Origin of the sequence: Salipaludibacillus sp. CUR1, assembly GCF_021028955.1 — a bacterium.
GTDB lineage: Bacteria > Bacillota > Bacilli > Bacillales > Salisediminibacteriaceae > Salipaludibacillus.
Window position 1 is genome coordinate 95,527 of sequence record NZ_JAIWPE010000039.1, and the last position, 15,278, is coordinate 110,804.

The 15,278-nt window shown below is 45.9% G+C and carries 11 protein-coding genes and 2 riboswitches; of the genes, 2 read left to right on the forward strand and 9 right to left on the reverse strand.

Annotation, left to right across the window (positions count from 1 at the left end):
* Window positions 1-96: 96 nt before the first annotated feature.
* Window positions 97-630, reverse strand: a complete 534-nt coding sequence (locus tag K8O68_RS09175; protein ID WP_230896592.1) for an isoprenylcysteine carboxyl methyltransferase family protein — start codon at window positions 628-630, stop codon at window positions 97-99.
* Window positions 627-1,712: a type III polyketide synthase gene (locus tag K8O68_RS09180; RefSeq protein WP_230896593.1), complete on the reverse strand. Its 1,086-nt coding sequence runs from the start codon at window positions 1,710-1,712 to the stop codon at window positions 627-629. Before K8O68_RS09180 ends, K8O68_RS09175 begins: the two co-directional genes overlap by 4 nt.
* A gap of 328 nt (window positions 1,713-2,040) precedes the next feature.
* Between K8O68_RS09180 and K8O68_RS09185 the strand changes: the two genes are divergently transcribed.
* Entirely contained in the window at window positions 2,041-4,584 is a 2,544-nt protein-coding gene (locus K8O68_RS09185; RefSeq protein WP_230896594.1) for a penicillin acylase family protein, read from the forward strand.
* Between the two features lie 244 nt (window positions 4,585-4,828).
* Here K8O68_RS09185 and K8O68_RS09190 read toward each other — a convergent pair whose 3' ends face one another.
* The 6 genes from K8O68_RS09190 to K8O68_RS09215 form a co-directional block, all read right to left on the reverse strand.
* Window positions 4,829-5,434 (reverse strand): DNA-3-methyladenine glycosylase, encoded by a 606-nt coding sequence (locus tag K8O68_RS09190; RefSeq protein WP_230896595.1) that lies wholly within the window; start codon window positions 5,432-5,434, stop codon window positions 4,829-4,831.
* Between the two features lie 128 nt (window positions 5,435-5,562).
* Window positions 5,563-6,876: an NCS2 family permease gene (locus K8O68_RS09195; RefSeq protein WP_230896596.1), complete on the reverse strand. Its 1,314-nt coding sequence runs from the start codon at window positions 6,874-6,876 to the stop codon at window positions 5,563-5,565.
* Between the two features lie 166 nt (window positions 6,877-7,042).
* Window positions 7,043-7,144, reverse strand: a riboswitch (purine riboswitch).
* Between the two features lie 125 nt (window positions 7,145-7,269).
* A complete protein-coding gene (gene guaA, locus K8O68_RS09200) occupies window positions 7,270-8,808 on the reverse strand; it encodes a glutamine-hydrolyzing GMP synthase (protein WP_093050651.1) in 1,539 nt (512 codons plus the stop codon).
* A gap of 124 nt (window positions 8,809-8,932) precedes the next feature.
* A riboswitch (purine riboswitch) is annotated at window positions 8,933-9,034 on the reverse strand.
* Between the two features lie 113 nt (window positions 9,035-9,147).
* Entirely contained in the window at window positions 9,148-11,418 is a 2,271-nt protein-coding gene (locus K8O68_RS09205) for a DUF4129 domain-containing transglutaminase family protein (protein WP_230896597.1), read from the reverse strand.
* A gap of 10 nt (window positions 11,419-11,428) precedes the next feature.
* Entirely contained in the window at window positions 11,429-12,691 is a 1,263-nt protein-coding gene (locus K8O68_RS09210; RefSeq protein ID WP_230896598.1) for a DUF58 domain-containing protein, read from the reverse strand.
* Window positions 12,688-13,662: an AAA family ATPase gene (locus K8O68_RS09215; RefSeq protein WP_230896599.1), complete on the reverse strand. Its 975-nt coding sequence runs from the start codon at window positions 13,660-13,662 to the stop codon at window positions 12,688-12,690. Before K8O68_RS09215 ends, K8O68_RS09210 begins: the two co-directional genes overlap by 4 nt.
* A 201-nt stretch (window positions 13,663-13,863) precedes the next feature.
* Between K8O68_RS09215 and K8O68_RS09220 the strand changes: the two genes are divergently transcribed.
* Window positions 13,864-14,622 carry a class I SAM-dependent methyltransferase gene (locus K8O68_RS09220; RefSeq protein WP_230896600.1) on the forward strand — a complete coding sequence of 253 codons (759 nt, stop codon included), beginning with the start codon at window positions 13,864-13,866 and terminating at the stop codon, window positions 14,620-14,622.
* Between the two features lie 158 nt (window positions 14,623-14,780).
* On the opposite strand, the gene K8O68_RS09225 is transcribed toward K8O68_RS09220, so the two are convergent.
* On the reverse strand, window positions 14,781-15,077 hold the full coding sequence (locus K8O68_RS09225; RefSeq protein ID WP_230896601.1) for a hypothetical protein: 297 nt from the start codon (window positions 15,075-15,077) through the stop codon (window positions 14,781-14,783).
* Window positions 15,078-15,278: the final 201 nt, after the last annotated feature.

A 15,278-nucleotide genomic window follows, 5' to 3' on the forward strand; every position in this document is an offset into this window, starting at 1 on the left:
TTTTTGACTTTGACTATATTTGACTATTAGTTATTTCCAGTATAGACGGAACGTCAAAAAAGGTCAAGGATTTCCTTGACCTTTTTTGACCTTTTATTAATCTGTGTTGACGGGGTCAGACCCCCCAGTAATTCCCAGGGCTTTTTCTTCCGCGGGGATGCGGATGTATAGAAGGATAAAGGCGTTTAAGAGGGTGAACACGAGTAAAGTAATGTATGCCTGAAAGATTAGCGGCATGATGATCAGTTCCAGTGTAACGATAATATAGTTCGGGTGACGTATTTTTCCGTACGCCCCTTTTTCAACCCGTTTTTCTCCGGGGATTACGAGAATTTTAGTATTCCAGAACCTCCCGAGAGACTGGAGAACCCAGATTCTCATTCCTTGAACGACAATAAACAGCGCAAGAAATACAGGCCAGAAAGGATGCAGTGCTCCTGCTCCTGTCAGCCATTCCAGAAGCAGAGCGGCGAAGAAGCCTCCGTGGACAAGGACGATCCATTTATAATGGCTCCGCCCATGCTCAACCGCCCCCCTCGCTCTCATCCACCGCTCATTTCTTTTGGCGTAGATGAGTTCGACGAGTCTCTGCACGATGACTGCGATCCAAACAACCCAGAAAAGCGTCATCCGGCTTCCCTCCATTCCAGCAGCAGTATTTCAGAGCAGAATCCTGGTCCTAGTGCAGCTACCAGGCCCTTTTCCCCTTCGCTCCTTTTGTCTTTTAAAAATTCCTTAAGCACATACAAAACAGTAGGCGATGACATATTGCCATGGTCTTTCAGAATTTTTCGAGGTATGTCAGTCATGGATTCTTTGAAGTTTAACGCCTGTTCATAAGCCTGAAGAACTTTTTTACCGCCCGGATGGGCAACAAAGGCAGTTATTTCTTCCAAATCAACTGACATTTTTGACAAAAAGGTTGTGACGTTCGGCTTCAGCCAGTTTTCTATGACATGCGGGATATCCCGGGAAAAAATAACGTGCAGCCCGTCATCCTGCAGATCCCAGCCCATAATATCTTCCGAATCAGGCATATGTGTGGACTGGGTACCTGAAATGAAAGGAAAACTGAATCGGCTTTTACTTACAGCCTGATCACCTGCCACAAGAGCACAGGCCACGCCGTCACCGAACAAGGATGTCCCTACAAGGTTACTTTTTGAACGGTCATCTCTAGCAAAAGTCAGACTGCAAAACTCAATGCAGAGAACAAGCACTTTTGCTTCCGGAAAAGCAGCACAATAGTCGTACGCCCGGCTCAGCCCTGCCGCTCCGCCAGCACAGCCAAGCCCCCATAAAGGAAGACGTTTAATGTGGGGAGAAAACGACAGCTTGTTCATTATTTTTGCATCAATGGTTGGCGTGGAAATGCCTGAACTGGAGACAAAAATAAAAGCATCAATGTCTTCCAGGCTGCAGTCAATATACGTCGATGCTTCCTGTACACTTTTTTGAACCGCCTTAGTTCCCAGTTCAACAGCTGCTTCCACATATAAACTGTTCTTCTCGGAAAAGGTATGCGGTTCCAAATACCACTCTTTTGGCCCCATAAATTGGCGTTCTCTTATTTCACTATGGTCGAATACTTTGATCAGCCGGTCAATTTGCGGATAAGAAGATGAAAAAAGATTATAAACGAGTTCTTTAGTTTCCTGCTGGCTCATACGGTACGGAGGAATCTCAGTACTTACTGAAACAATTGCTGGCAAAGGAAGCCCTCCTTAATTATCTCGTGGTATATGTTTCCTTTAGGATGTCACATTCGCTATGTTATCATGCTTTTTATTTTCACTAAAGGAAGATATCTGAAACTTCAAAATTTTACTGCCTTCATAAAAGCTTATTTATGGTAATATTTTACTTACTAGGCATCGTATTTTTAGTAGCAGGAAGAACCGTTGATTTGGGTTGCATTCGCATATTACTGACAAAAAAGCTATTTTGCAGATTCACTTTCGGCGAAGGCTTACCCGAGAGCTTGTCTTAATTTATAAAATTAACAGAGCTATACAGAAAGATGAACAGGGGGGATAACAAGTGAGAACAGAACCAATGACAGGGGAAGGAAAAACGCGTTTTTTCCATAATAAAAAGGGCAAGGTGATCACAGTCATTGTGGCGGCACTGGCTGTCCTGATCGTTACAGGGTTAGTGTTTGCCCAGTGGTTTATATCAAAGAGCCATCCGGACCTCGATGGAGCTGTCGTGCAGGCACCCGTGTCGGCTGAAGTGAAAGTCATCAGGGACGACAGGGGCGTGGCACAAATCAAAGCAGGGAAAATGGAAGATTTATTTTTTACCCAGGGGTATGTCATGGCCCAGGACCGCCTTTTTCAAATGGATATGACACGCCGTCTGGCCGGCGGCCGGTTAGCTGAAGTTGTCGGGGAAGCGGCTCTCGACAGTGATAAATTCTTCCGAACATACGGGATGCACCGCTCCGCCGATGGCCTGATCGCTGAGTTCAACAGTGAAACGGCGTCAATGGTGGATGCCTTTGCTTCAGGGGTTAACGCATATATCAATGAGGCATTTGAAAATAATGAACAGCCGCTCGAGTTCCGTATACTGGACTATAAACCGGAACCTTGGACAGCGGAAGACACGGCAATAGCTGTTAAATATATGGGATATACCCTTACAGGGAATTTCCGCCAGGAACTTGAGAACTATCAGCTCGTTAAAATGTTTGGTGAAGAGGCCGTACATCTTTTTCCCGAATACCATATCAGCGATGATTTCCCTGTTATTGACGGAGAAAGCGGAGGTTCAGCCCGGAAAAATCGAATAGACGCTGCCCTCTCGGCTTATGCTCCTCTGGCTAATGAACCGGTGTTTAAGCCTGAAGACTTTAATAAAATCACAGCGTTTGCTCCTGATGAGTGGAACGGGAGCAACAACTGGGCAATCAGCGGAGAGTATACAGACTCGGGTTATCCTCTTATCGCTGATGACCCTCATTTAGGACTTGCCATTCCAAGTGTCTGGTATCAGACACACCTGGAACTGGAAGATGACTTTCATTCCATTGGCGTAACGGTTCCGGGCATCCCGGGAGTTGTCCTTGGACATAACGGCCATGTCAGCTGGGGTGTGACCTCGCTGGCAGCAGATTATGAGGATATCTTTCTTGAACAGGTCAATCCTGAAAATCCAAATGAGTACTTGTTTGACAGCGAATGGGAGGAAGCTGAACTGATTGAGGAAGAAATTTATATTGACGGTAAGGACCGCCCTTATATTCACAGGGTCGAAGTTACCCGGAATGGGCCGATTATGAATAAAGTCACTGAAGATGGCCCGTATCAGGCATTTTCTTTGCGATGGAGCGGAATGGAGCCAGGCGGGGAACTTAACGGCATTCTCCGGCTGAACCGGTCAACGGACGCCAATGAATTTATGGATGGCCTGGACGGGTTTGTCACTCCCGGCTTAAGCTGGGTATTTGCAGACACGGATGGGAATATCGGTTTCCGCGGACAGGCGCTCATACCTGTCAGGCCACAGTCCGACGGCCGTTTTCCAGTCCCGGGCTGGGATCCTGACTATCAGTGGGACGGCTTTATTCCAGCTGAAGACCTTCCGGAAATCATGAACCCCGACAGCGGTTATATAGTTACCGCAAACAACAAGCCGGCAGGAGAAGATTACGAGTATGATATTGGGCGGAGCTTCTATCCCTACAGAGCAGTAAGACTGACCGAAATAATTGAGGAACAGCTGGCTTCCGGAAAACCATTCACCCTTGAGGATATGGGAAAAATGCAGTCGGATTTTAAAAATACGCAGGCACGTGACCTTCTTCCATTGCTTGTGGAAGCCGTAGAAACCTGGGATCCCTCCTCACATTCTGCAGAAAATCTGGAAGGGAAAGAACTGGGTCCGCTCAGCGAGACCGAACTTGAAACGCTGGAACTATTAAAAGACTGGGATTTCATTGAAAGTACAGACAGCCCGGAAGCTCTTGTCTGGCAATTGTGGTACTCTTCCTTGCCCCAACATCTCTTTCACCGTTATCTGGATATAGAGCTGTCTAACAGCCTGACAATCCACCGGGTGATTACGGAAGCAGCACAGCATGAAGACAGTCTTATATTTGGCTTTTTAGAAGAGGACTGGCACGTCCCGTTTCCTAAAGCTGCGCGGGAAACTTTTTACGAAGCTGTAGAGATGGCTAAAGAACTGCAGGGGAACCAGCCTGGCAGCTGGGCATGGGGGGAGCGGCATCAGCTCGAATTTGATCATCCTTTAGGGTCTGTCTGGCCGCTTCAATTGTTTTTTAACCTCGGCTCATGGGAGACAGGCGGAAGCGGTGCTACGCCTGGGGCGATGGGCTATGACACGGAAACCGGCATCACCAACCATGCTGCCGGATGGCGGTTCATAGGCGACCTTTCTTCAGTAAATGGTTTCTTCGATGTGATGGTTCCCGGCCAGTCAGGCCAGTGGCGGTCGCCCCATTACGATGATCAGATTGATACATGGGTAGAAGGCGGGTATTACCCGATGATTTATGATAAAGCAGAAAGAAATGATATGAACAGGGTGGTCTTTATTCCTGAAGAGGCCGGTGCTGAGTAATTTCTTTAAGGGGGATTCCGGGACAGGCGCCGGCTGATGAACGGCCATACGCTTCCTTTCCCGGCTCCCCTCTCACACTACAAGAGCAGTGGCCTTAAAGAAATCCGAACAATATCTTTGAAATTGTCCGGATGTTCTTTTTGTTAAAAGTATGGATTTCAGTCCGCCAGGTGGACGCTTGCCCAGGGGCTTGTCTTCAGCTAAATTCAACTCAGCCTGCAGTTTCGTGGAATTGGATTTTCAGTCAGTCGATCCCTTTTCGGAAACGGGATACGAACGGGTTCCCTGCTTCCCAGAACCTCCAGAGGTACTCTCTTGCTTCCCCGCTGTTATCTATGCCGATCCGCGGGCCTGTTTTAATTTCCTCGGCCGCCCTGCCTTCTGCAATGTACAAAGGCGGCTCATGGAGCGGACGTCCGTAATCCGCTTTGACAATCCCTAACGCTTTCGTCAGTTTTCCCGGTCCGTTAGTCAAATCTACAGTTTTCCGGGCTTTTGGCCGCCGCCGGCGCATGAGTTCAAGTCCTTCTACTGGTTCTACCGCTCTGATTAAAACAGCTTCCGGGTTTAAGTCGCCTCCGCTTACCACATTCACAAGACAATGCGTATGCATCACGTAAGTATAAGTAAAACCGGACGGCCCGAACATGACTTCTGTTCTTGCTGTTCTCCGGTTCCCGAAACTGTGCGCCGCCCTGTCACCTGGTCCTTTATAAGCTTCTGTTTCTACAATTTTCCCCGCAGCTGTTCCTTCTTCTGTTTCTTTTACAAGTATTTTTCCGAGCAGATTTCTGGCCAGCTCCAATGTTGGCTGATCGAAAAACTCAGGTTTAATCTTTTTCCATGACATCTTTTACACTCCTTCGACGCTGCCTGTTCAATATATTATTCTTTCCCTTTTTAGTCCGGGGGAATAAACATCACCTTTTAAATAAACGAAATGCCGCGCTTCTTTGAAAAGAAGACGCGGCACTTTAATTATTCTCCTAAATAAACAAAGTATAATATGAAAACGATAAACAGGACGTACATAATCGGGTGAACTTCTTTCGCCCGGCCTTTACAGACCATTGTGATCGGATACATTAAGAAACCGAGTGCAATCCCTGTTGCAATGCTGTAAGTTAAAGGCATGGCAATCACTGTGAAAAATGCAGGAACGGCAATCTCAAATTTTTTCCAGTCGATGTTGGCTAATGCTCCTGCCATTAACACGCCGACTACCACAAGAGCCGGAGCAGTTACCGCTGCTGTTACGACGACGAGAAGCGGCGAAAAGAGCAGCGCAATCAGGAACAGCACACCTGTGACGATTGAAGCAAAACCTGTACGTGCGCCCGCTGCAATCCCTGACGTCGACTCAATATAGGCTGTAGTGGTAGAAGTACCGAGCACAGCTCCGATTGACGTTGCAGATGAATCAGCAAGCAAGGCACGCTGTGCACGAGGCAGTTTATCCTCTTTTACGAACCCTGCCTGGTTGGCAACTGCGTATAAAGTTCCGGCGGTATCAAAGAAATCAACAAACAAGAACGTTAAAATAACAATAATTAACTGGAGGGTAAAAATCTCGCCAAGACCCATTTCCCCAAATGGCGCAAATGCTGCACCGAACGTTGGAGCAAGACTTGGCACGGCTCCGATCACCTGGGAAGGAACAGGAATTACGTTAAACAGCATACCTGCAACAGCAGTCAGGACCATCCCGTAAAAAATCCCGCCTTTAAGGCCAAGACTCATTAAGACAACAGTAATAATAATCCCGAAGACAGCGAGCAGTGTAGCCGGCGCTCCTAAATCACCAATTTCAACGAGAGTGGCTTCGGACATCACAATAATTTCCGCGTTCTGCAGGCCGATGAAGGCAATAAACAAACCAATCCCGGCTCCTGCCGCGTACTTTAGCTCTGCCGGTATAGCATTAATAATAAACTCACGAATTCCTACAACAGTAATAATAATAAAAATAATACCTGACATAAATACACCAAGAAGCGCCGTTTCCCAAGGAATACCCATTCCTAATACGACAGAATAAGTAAAAAAGGCATTCAGCCCCATTCCCGGAGCAAGCGCAATCGGGTAACGTGCGACTATTCCCATGATCATTGTCCCGAGGGCAGCAGCTAACGCGGTGGCTACATAAACAGCCCCTTCATCCATACCGGCCCCAGCCAGGATCGACGGATTGACAAAGAGAATATACGCCATAGCAAGAAAGGTTGTGACCCCCCCCATGATCTCGCGGTTATAATTAGTCCCTAACTCATCAAAACGAAAATAACGCTCCATCTCTTTAACTCCCTTTCAAAGTGAATTCCAATAAATGGGGGGTCTGACCCCCTAAACAAAAAAAGCTCTGATTCCCGGAGTGGGAATCAGAGCTTAACGTTTCATTTACGAGACGACGGTGCAGGACAAACCGCAGAAAAGAAACTTTTCATGCTGGGCTGAAACTAATCCTGTCTTCATCGTTCGTAGTCGAGCTATTTACGGCAGCTCGGTAGAAACTGTCGGGCCCTATCCCCGAAATTATACGAACATTCGACATATCTTTTTCACAGGAATTAGTTTAGCAACCTATCAATCTATTGTCAAGCGAAACACGAATATTAATTTTCACTCACAAAATTTTATTCGGCTTTTCCAAAAAGCGCCTCCTGCCATCTCCTAATACGAGTGTTCTTACTCCCACTCGATTGTGCTTGGCGGCTTAGAGGTAATATCATACACTACGCGGTTAACGTGTTTAACTTCATTGACAATACGGGTCGAAATCACTTCAAGCACGTCATAAGGGATGCGTGCCCAGTCAGATGTCATCCCGTCAATAGAGGTTACAGCACGTATGCCGACGGTGTAATCATACGTCCGTTCATCTCCCATGACACCCACACTTCTCATGTCAGGAAGAGCAGTGAAATACTGCCAGATTTCACGGTCGAGACCTGCTTTTTTAATTTCATCGCGAAGAATGGCGTCTGATTCACGAACAATTTCAAGCTTTTCATCCGTAATTTCACCAAGAACACGAATACCAAGACCTGGACCCGGGAACGGCTGGCGCCACACGATCTCGTCCGGCAGTCCCAGTTCGGCACCTACTTCACGGACTTCGTCTTTGAACAAAGTATTTAAAGGCTCAATTAAATCCAGTTTCATATTTTCAGGCAGTCCGCCTACATTATGGTGAGATTTAATTGTCTGAGCTGTATCGGTTCCACTTTCAATAATATCGGTATAAAGCGTTCCCTGAGCAAGAAAATCCACATCAGTCAGCTTGCCGGACTCTTCTTCAAACACGTAAATAAATTCGTTGCCGATAATTTTACGTTTTTGTTCAGGATCTTTGACTCCCTGCAGTTTAGTCAGGAATCTTTCCTGAGCGTCAATCTTAACGACGTTCATATCAAAGCCTTCGGTGAATGTTTCCATTACGCTGTCAGCTTCATTTTTTCTGAGCAGGCCATGGTCAATAAACATGCAGATCAGCTGGTCGCCGATCGCTTTATGGATGAGTGCAGCTACGACTGAGGAGTCCACCCCGCCGCTCAAGGCACAAAGAACTTTCCGGTCGCCTACTGCCTGACGGACTTTATCTACTTCCATGTCAATGAAATTCTCCATTGACCAGTTGCCTTCACACTGGCACACCGTATATATAAAGTTTCTGAGCATCTCATTCCCATACTCGGAGTTACGCACTTCCGGATGGAACTGCACGCCGTACAACCCGCGGCTCTCGTCGCTCATTGAAGCCACCGGGCAAGAAATGTTCGTCGCGTCAACCGTAAATCCGGCAGGCGGCGCCTTAACCAGGTCACCATGGCTCATCCATACTGATTGCTCTTTAGGAAGATCCCCGAATAGTTTTGAGTCATTTTGAATGGCAATATTGGCTTTCCCGTACTCCCGGTGGTTAGCCGCTTCAACAGACCCTTCAAAATGATGGGTCATCAGCTGCATCCCGTAACAAATACCGAGAACCGGAATTCCAAGGTCAAAAATCTCTTCATCACAGCGAGGTGCGCCTTCAGCATACACACTGCCCGGTCCGCCTGAAAAAATGATTCCTTTTGGATTAATTTCTTTGACTTCTTCAGCCGTAATTTTATGGGATACTAATTCGCTGAAAACACCTAAATCTCTGATACGGCGGGTAATTAACTGATTATACTGGCCACCAAAGTCAAGTACGATTACTTTCTCCTTAATCTCATTCATTTCTTTAACCCCTCTTCTTTTATTAAAACTAACGCGCTGTAAAATTTAAAAGAGCCAAACTACAAAAAAAACCGGATAAACGGCCTCGTATAAAAATATACGAAGGCAGAATTTCCAGTTTACATACAAGAAAATCCACCTTCATAGTCAGGCCGTTTAAGGCAGCCCGGTAGAGACTCTTGAGCCGTATTCTCAAGGATATATGAGGCTGAATAGCTATATAATAGTTTTATATATCCGCACACCGGAACCGGCACTTCTGTCGCCGGCCCCTGATTTGGCATTACAGGTGCACTTTGTTTAAATACTGATTTATTTTATCAATTGGTTGCAGCCGGGTCAAGAGTTCAGAGATTTTACCAGCTCTTCCCACTCTGTCTGCAGTGCTTCCCACTCCCCGTCAGGTTCATAGCCGCCATAATATACCTTTTCATACAATTTAGTGAGTTTCATCATGGCCTGCGAGCTTAACACGAGATCCACACGTTTAGCATATTCTCTTAATGTCTCGCCCTCCCCGCGCGGCAGTCCTTCATTTTCCAAAATCCATAATAACCGCCGGTAAGCCGTAGAGAAGCGCTTATCCTGGCCAAGAAGCTTGTAATGAATCAGAAAATAATAGTTTTGCAAACGGCTTTGTTTCTGGTAGAGAACCATTAAAAAAACGAGAGACAGAATGGATATAAACAACGTTCTCGGTGTAAACATTTCCGCCAGACCCGGGCCGCCTCCGCCGGTGCTTCCGTCACTGCCGGCAGCTTCAAAATCGTCTGCGCCCTCTTCCAATTCAGGAATCATATCATCCCTGTCCTGGTCGGGCTGCTCAGTGTCCTCCCCGTTTTCTTCGTCTAAATCAATGTCAATATCGACTTCCTCTTCTGCAAACTCCGCATAGTTGTCAAATCCCTGAGTTGGTTCAAACGGTACCCAGCCCACTTCAGGAAAATAAACTTCTACCCAGGAGTGGGCGTTGCCATTAGCCACTTCATAGACAGATCTGCCATCTTCCAGTTCTTCAATCTCTTCTCCGGAAGTAAAGCCCTTAACCCAGCGGGCAGGAATATCCAGTGTGCGAAGCAGCACAGCCATAGACGTGGAGTAGTTATCACAGTAGCCGACCTGGGTTTCAAACAGGAACTGGTCCACATAGTCTTCATCCTCTTCAGGCATCGGGACGTCCTGAGTCTGATACGTAAACCCGCTTTCGGAAAAATACTGTTCAACCGCCTTCACTTTATCATACCGGTTCTCTTCGTCTTCAACTATTTCCTCAGCCAGGTCTGCCACACGTTCAGGCAGTTCCTCAGGCAGCTGGAGGTATAGGTCCTGGACCTCTTGAGGGTCATTTTCTGAAACAGTTCTCATCGTCCCAATTGGAAAAGCAGGATCCTCATAGACGAGATCATAAGCAGTAAGAGTGATTTCATTTCCCTCAGGAGTCTCAGCCATCACCCTCCCGCCGACCGGATCGGTCATAAAGCTAAGCGGCTCGCGGGCCCCTTCATTATCATCCACATAAAAAGATAAGTTATCCAGGCTTATGCTTTGCACCTGTCCGGGATAAAAGAAATGGGAAAAGCCGACGCCCTCTTTCATTTCAATAGAGACTTGCCTTTCTTCTGTTTCGGTCAAGCTTTCGTATTTGGCATAACCTAAGCTGTCCCCGCTAACTTCTTCGTACCTCGGGTCAGACACCCAGCCGTGCCCGGTGTACTCATGCTTTGACTCGCCTCTCCAATAAGAAGCTTCATCCACTTCGGCTGTAAACACCGGATTATCATCCTGAATGAATCCGCCTCCGAGCCGCTCATCATTTTCTCCATAACCGACCCGCTTCAGTCCTGAACCTGATCCGCTTCCTTCACCTAAAACCATTCCGCGCATTGCCGGAACAGGATCACTCCACTGGGGATCCGGCTTTGGCGCAGCAATACCGACACCTGTTGCTGCTAAAATCATAAAAATTAAAGTATACATCCATGCAGGTGAAAAGAATGAAGCTGTACGCCTTCCTATTGCCCGTTCTTCATCCTGGATTTTAAGCATATGAAGAAGGGTAAGAATGAAAAATCCAATAATCACAATCCTGATAATCGCCGCAGAGGCTTCTACCGGCGTAAATGTATCCAATACTGTAATGTACACAACTGTCGACAGAAGAAAAAAGAAAATTCTCCTTGTCTGGAATACTGAAAAGTACAGAAGATAGCAGACCAGAGCCAGCAGTAAAAACAATAAAAAGGTTCGGAAAGGATCGGTGAGCCCGGCAAATTCTCCTGAAAAAATCAGAGTCGTGTTATACCAGGCCTCTCCGGAAAACAGCCTGACAGTTTGCCATCCGCCTTCCCTGCTTAAAAAGCTTCCCTCATAGAAAATAATATGCAGGCCGTAAATACTTCCAGCTAATAAAGCAGGAATGATAAGCCAGTACGGGACTCTTAAATAAATCAGTATGGCGCTGAAAAAAGCAAACCATACGAATATATGAATATCTGCGGTATGTGTAATAACCGGTATTGGCCTTAACCATTCCCACAGCAGTAAAAAGGTTAATATATATATAAACAAGTGTGTGACAGAGCCGGCTGGCTTTGAATTAATTTTAGCCATTTAATCACCTTCATTCGTTCGCTGCCATTTCCTCATCCAGACTGCCTTCTGACAGAAGGTACGCTTCTGCTCCAATACGGCGGAGTTCTTCGAAACGCTTGCGTTCCCAGGCATCTGACTGCCCCTCTTTGGCCATCAGGCCGAAATACACCTGGATCCGTCTGGAAATAAGAATTTTGACGCGATTTAATATATCATCCGTCAGCTCTGCAGATACAATAATTACCGAGGCTCCGCCTGGAATCTGGCTTTCAGCCTGGTTTAAATGAGCTGCAAAGTTCGAATGCTGTTCAGCCTGAATTTGGGAGAGGTGGGTCACCATCTTTTTCTGATGGTCGCCTCCTGCATCCAAATCAAACATGCGGCTGTTTTTCCCTAATGTCCATAAACCGACTTGAAGACGTTTATTGTAAGCATACATAATTATAGAAGTCACTAACTCAATTCCCTTTTCGTAAGCTTCCAGTGTTGCAAACCTGTTATCGGGAATGTTGTTATTAAAAACTAACAGAAAATTTTGCCCTATATAATCTTCAAATTCTTTCGTCATTAACTTATTGGACCTGGCGGTTACTTTCCAGTCAATACTGGTCAGTTTGTCGCCGGGTACATATTCCCGTGCACCTGCGATAGATGTAAGGTCTTCAACAAAATCCTGTGAAGAAAGAGCAGATTCAGACTCATCCTTCTCATATGCGCTCCACCGCTCAATATCGCGGTAGTCCGGATAAACAAGAAGGTCATTTTCAACAGGAATGAACTTTCTTTTTTTAAACAGACCGAACATATCACTTGTCGACAAATGCACCCCAAAAAAATGATACTTACCGCGTTTTAATTCCGGCACACTGTAGTTAAATGATAATTCTTTTTTAACAGTCGGGTAAAAAATTATTTTAGAGGCATGGGCTGGCAGCTCCTTTTTCAAAGTCTCCTCCATCTCATCCTCTAAAGCTAAATATAAAAACGGAAACGGCCATTTTCGCCTGACTGTAACTTTCACGGTAAGTTCGGAACCTGAGGCCAGCGCGCCTTCGCCCGTATCACGTGTCACTTCAAAAGAACCTAAAGGAATTAGCGCGTATAAGAGCATAAGTACGACAAGCGTGGTGATCGTGTAAAATAAAAACCAGCTGACGAAGCCGCCCTGAAACATGGCGTAGCTGAAAATAGCTGTAAACAGGCCGACGACGAACAGGCTTTTGAAAATAAGCTTCATCCAGGACCAGACCCGGCTCGAACGTATCCGGGCCAAGAGGCTTCCTAATTTCATCGGACACTCTCTTTCCCGGCCGGTATGTGGACTTGCTGTACGACTTCGTGAATCACCCGCTCGTTTGTTGTATCTGACAGTTTGGCATCCGAATTCAAAAGGATCCTGTGCTGTAACGCATAAGGCGCCAAATATTTAATGTCATCCGGAACGACAAATTCCCTGTCCTGCATGAAAGCGTAGGCTTGTCCGGCCTTCATTAGGGCGATGGAAGCACGGGGGCTTCCTCCAAGATAGACGGCATGATGCTGTCTCGTCGCGTTGACAATATTAATAATATACTCTTTGACTTTTTCGTTGACAAAAACCTTTCTCACGTCTTTTTTCATATCAACGATGTCTTCAAGGGTTAATACAGGAGTAACCTCTTCAATCGGATGCCTTTTCTCTACCCTGTTCAGCACTTCCAGCTCCTCAGATTTAGACGGGTAGCCAATTTTAAATTTAAAAAGAAACCGGTCGAGCTGTGCTTCGGGAAGAGGATAGGTTCCGCCGTATTCAATCGGATTCTGTGTCGCCATAACCATAAAGGGGTCCTGGAGCTCCCGCGTCTCTCCATCAGTCGTTACACTGCCCTCTTCAAGCGCTTCCAGAAGGGCTGCTTGTGTTTTGGGCGACGTCCGGTTAATTTCATCTGCTAAAACAATATTAGACATGACCGGGCCAGGCCTGAAGTGAAATTCCATTGTTTTCTGGCTGAACACGGATACACCTGTAACATCGGACGGCAGCAAGTCAGGTGTGAACTGGATCCGTTTGTAATCGGCGCCTACTGATTTCGCCAACGCACGGACCATCATCGTCTTGCCTACACCCGGCACATCTTCCAGCAGTACATGGCCTCCGCTTAACAAAGCAATCAGACTTAGTTCAATCTCACGCTTCTTGCCTACGACAACTTTCTCAATGTTTTCTATTAATCTATGAACAAGTGGATGTGTCACCACTGATGGTTCCTGTCTGTTTCTCACTTGATTGACCCCCTTGAGTATTTTGGAAGATTCAAACAATTTAAAGTACTGAATTGATAGAATGACCTGCGTCTATGATATCATGAACACCCGTAAATTTCGCAGTTTTTAACTTGAATTTTTCAGCAGAGGAGGAATAAAGTTGCAGGAGCAAGGCGGGCGGTATAGCCTGCTTATAAGGTATTTTACAGGAGGGGTAATATGAGTAATTGGAAAGCATATGAAGATTTGGCGTGGACAGAGTTTATTATTTCTTCACTCGACGATTACAAAGAAGAAGCGTCAGCGATTATTCAGTCTTTGAACATACATGCTGAGGCGGAAACAGACTCTTTTGAACCGGATTTACTCCATTTCGGCTGCGGTGCGGGCGGCCATGATTATTATTTTAAACAGGCTTTCAATGTCACCGGTGTTGATATTAGTGACGGCATGTTACAGAACGCTAAAAAAATTAATCCGGAAGCGACCTACCTTTATGGGGATATGCGATCTGTGACTGTCGGAAAGTCTTTTGATGCTGTCGTTTTTCCTGAATCACTTATGTATATGACCACAGTTGATGACATTAGGCAGGCTTTGAAGAATGCAGCTGCCCACTTAAAGCCGCATGGAAAAATACTCGTCACGGTCCATACGAAAGAAGAGTTTCAGCCTCATAATTTTGCTTATTCAGGCGAAAAAGACGGCGTTCATGTCACACTTTTTGAAAATAATTATATTGTGTCCGAGAATGCATATGAAGCGGCCATGGTCTATCTTATTCGAAATGAAAAAGGGCTTGAGATCCACCATGACGTTCATACCGTTGGGTTATTTCCGTATGGGGTATGGACCGGTTTGTTCAGTGAACTGAATTTTGATTTTAAGGAATGGCATATGGCTCATCTGTACGATAGAAATATCCTTGATGAAGGGGATTATCCGCAAACCTATTTTGTCTGTACGAAAAAGGAGTAGTTGGGGAGATTTCTTCAGAAAAACTTGGTTGAGCGTGGAAAAAGCTGATACGGCCAGGTGTAAACGGCAAAAAAATCCCAGCCCTGAGTCTGCGGACCGGCCAGTCTTCCAAGGGACTGTTACGGAGATGCAGTCATCAGAGGCTGGATTTGTCTATTTTAAAAGCCCTGTTTCATTTGATGGTGAGGCAGGTGATGGTGCCCTTTCGGGGTACGCTGCTGGCTGAGCGTCTCTTCCTGCTCTACAGGAATATGGCCGATATCCTTTTCGGACTCAACAATCACCAGGTAATCCCCCTGTTTGAAATGCTTTGTAAAGAATTTGGCGTCCTCATCATCCCGATGAATAATCTGGATATCCTCTTCCTCTACACCTTTTATTTCAAGCTCTCTTAAAACGGCCTCTTTCTGGTCAATCGACTTCATAATAGCCACAACTTGCTTATCCATATCCATACATTACACCTCCTGTGAGGATTTTACCGTGCCTTTATTAAGTACCCCGTTTACATAAGCCGCAAACAAATTTACAGTAACTGGGGGGTCTGACCCATAACGATTGCACGTAAGTAAAATAAATACACTAATGTTAATATATGTAAACAATATTTTGGGTTAATTTTAAAAAAAGGCGGACGAGGCATATAACGACCTTGT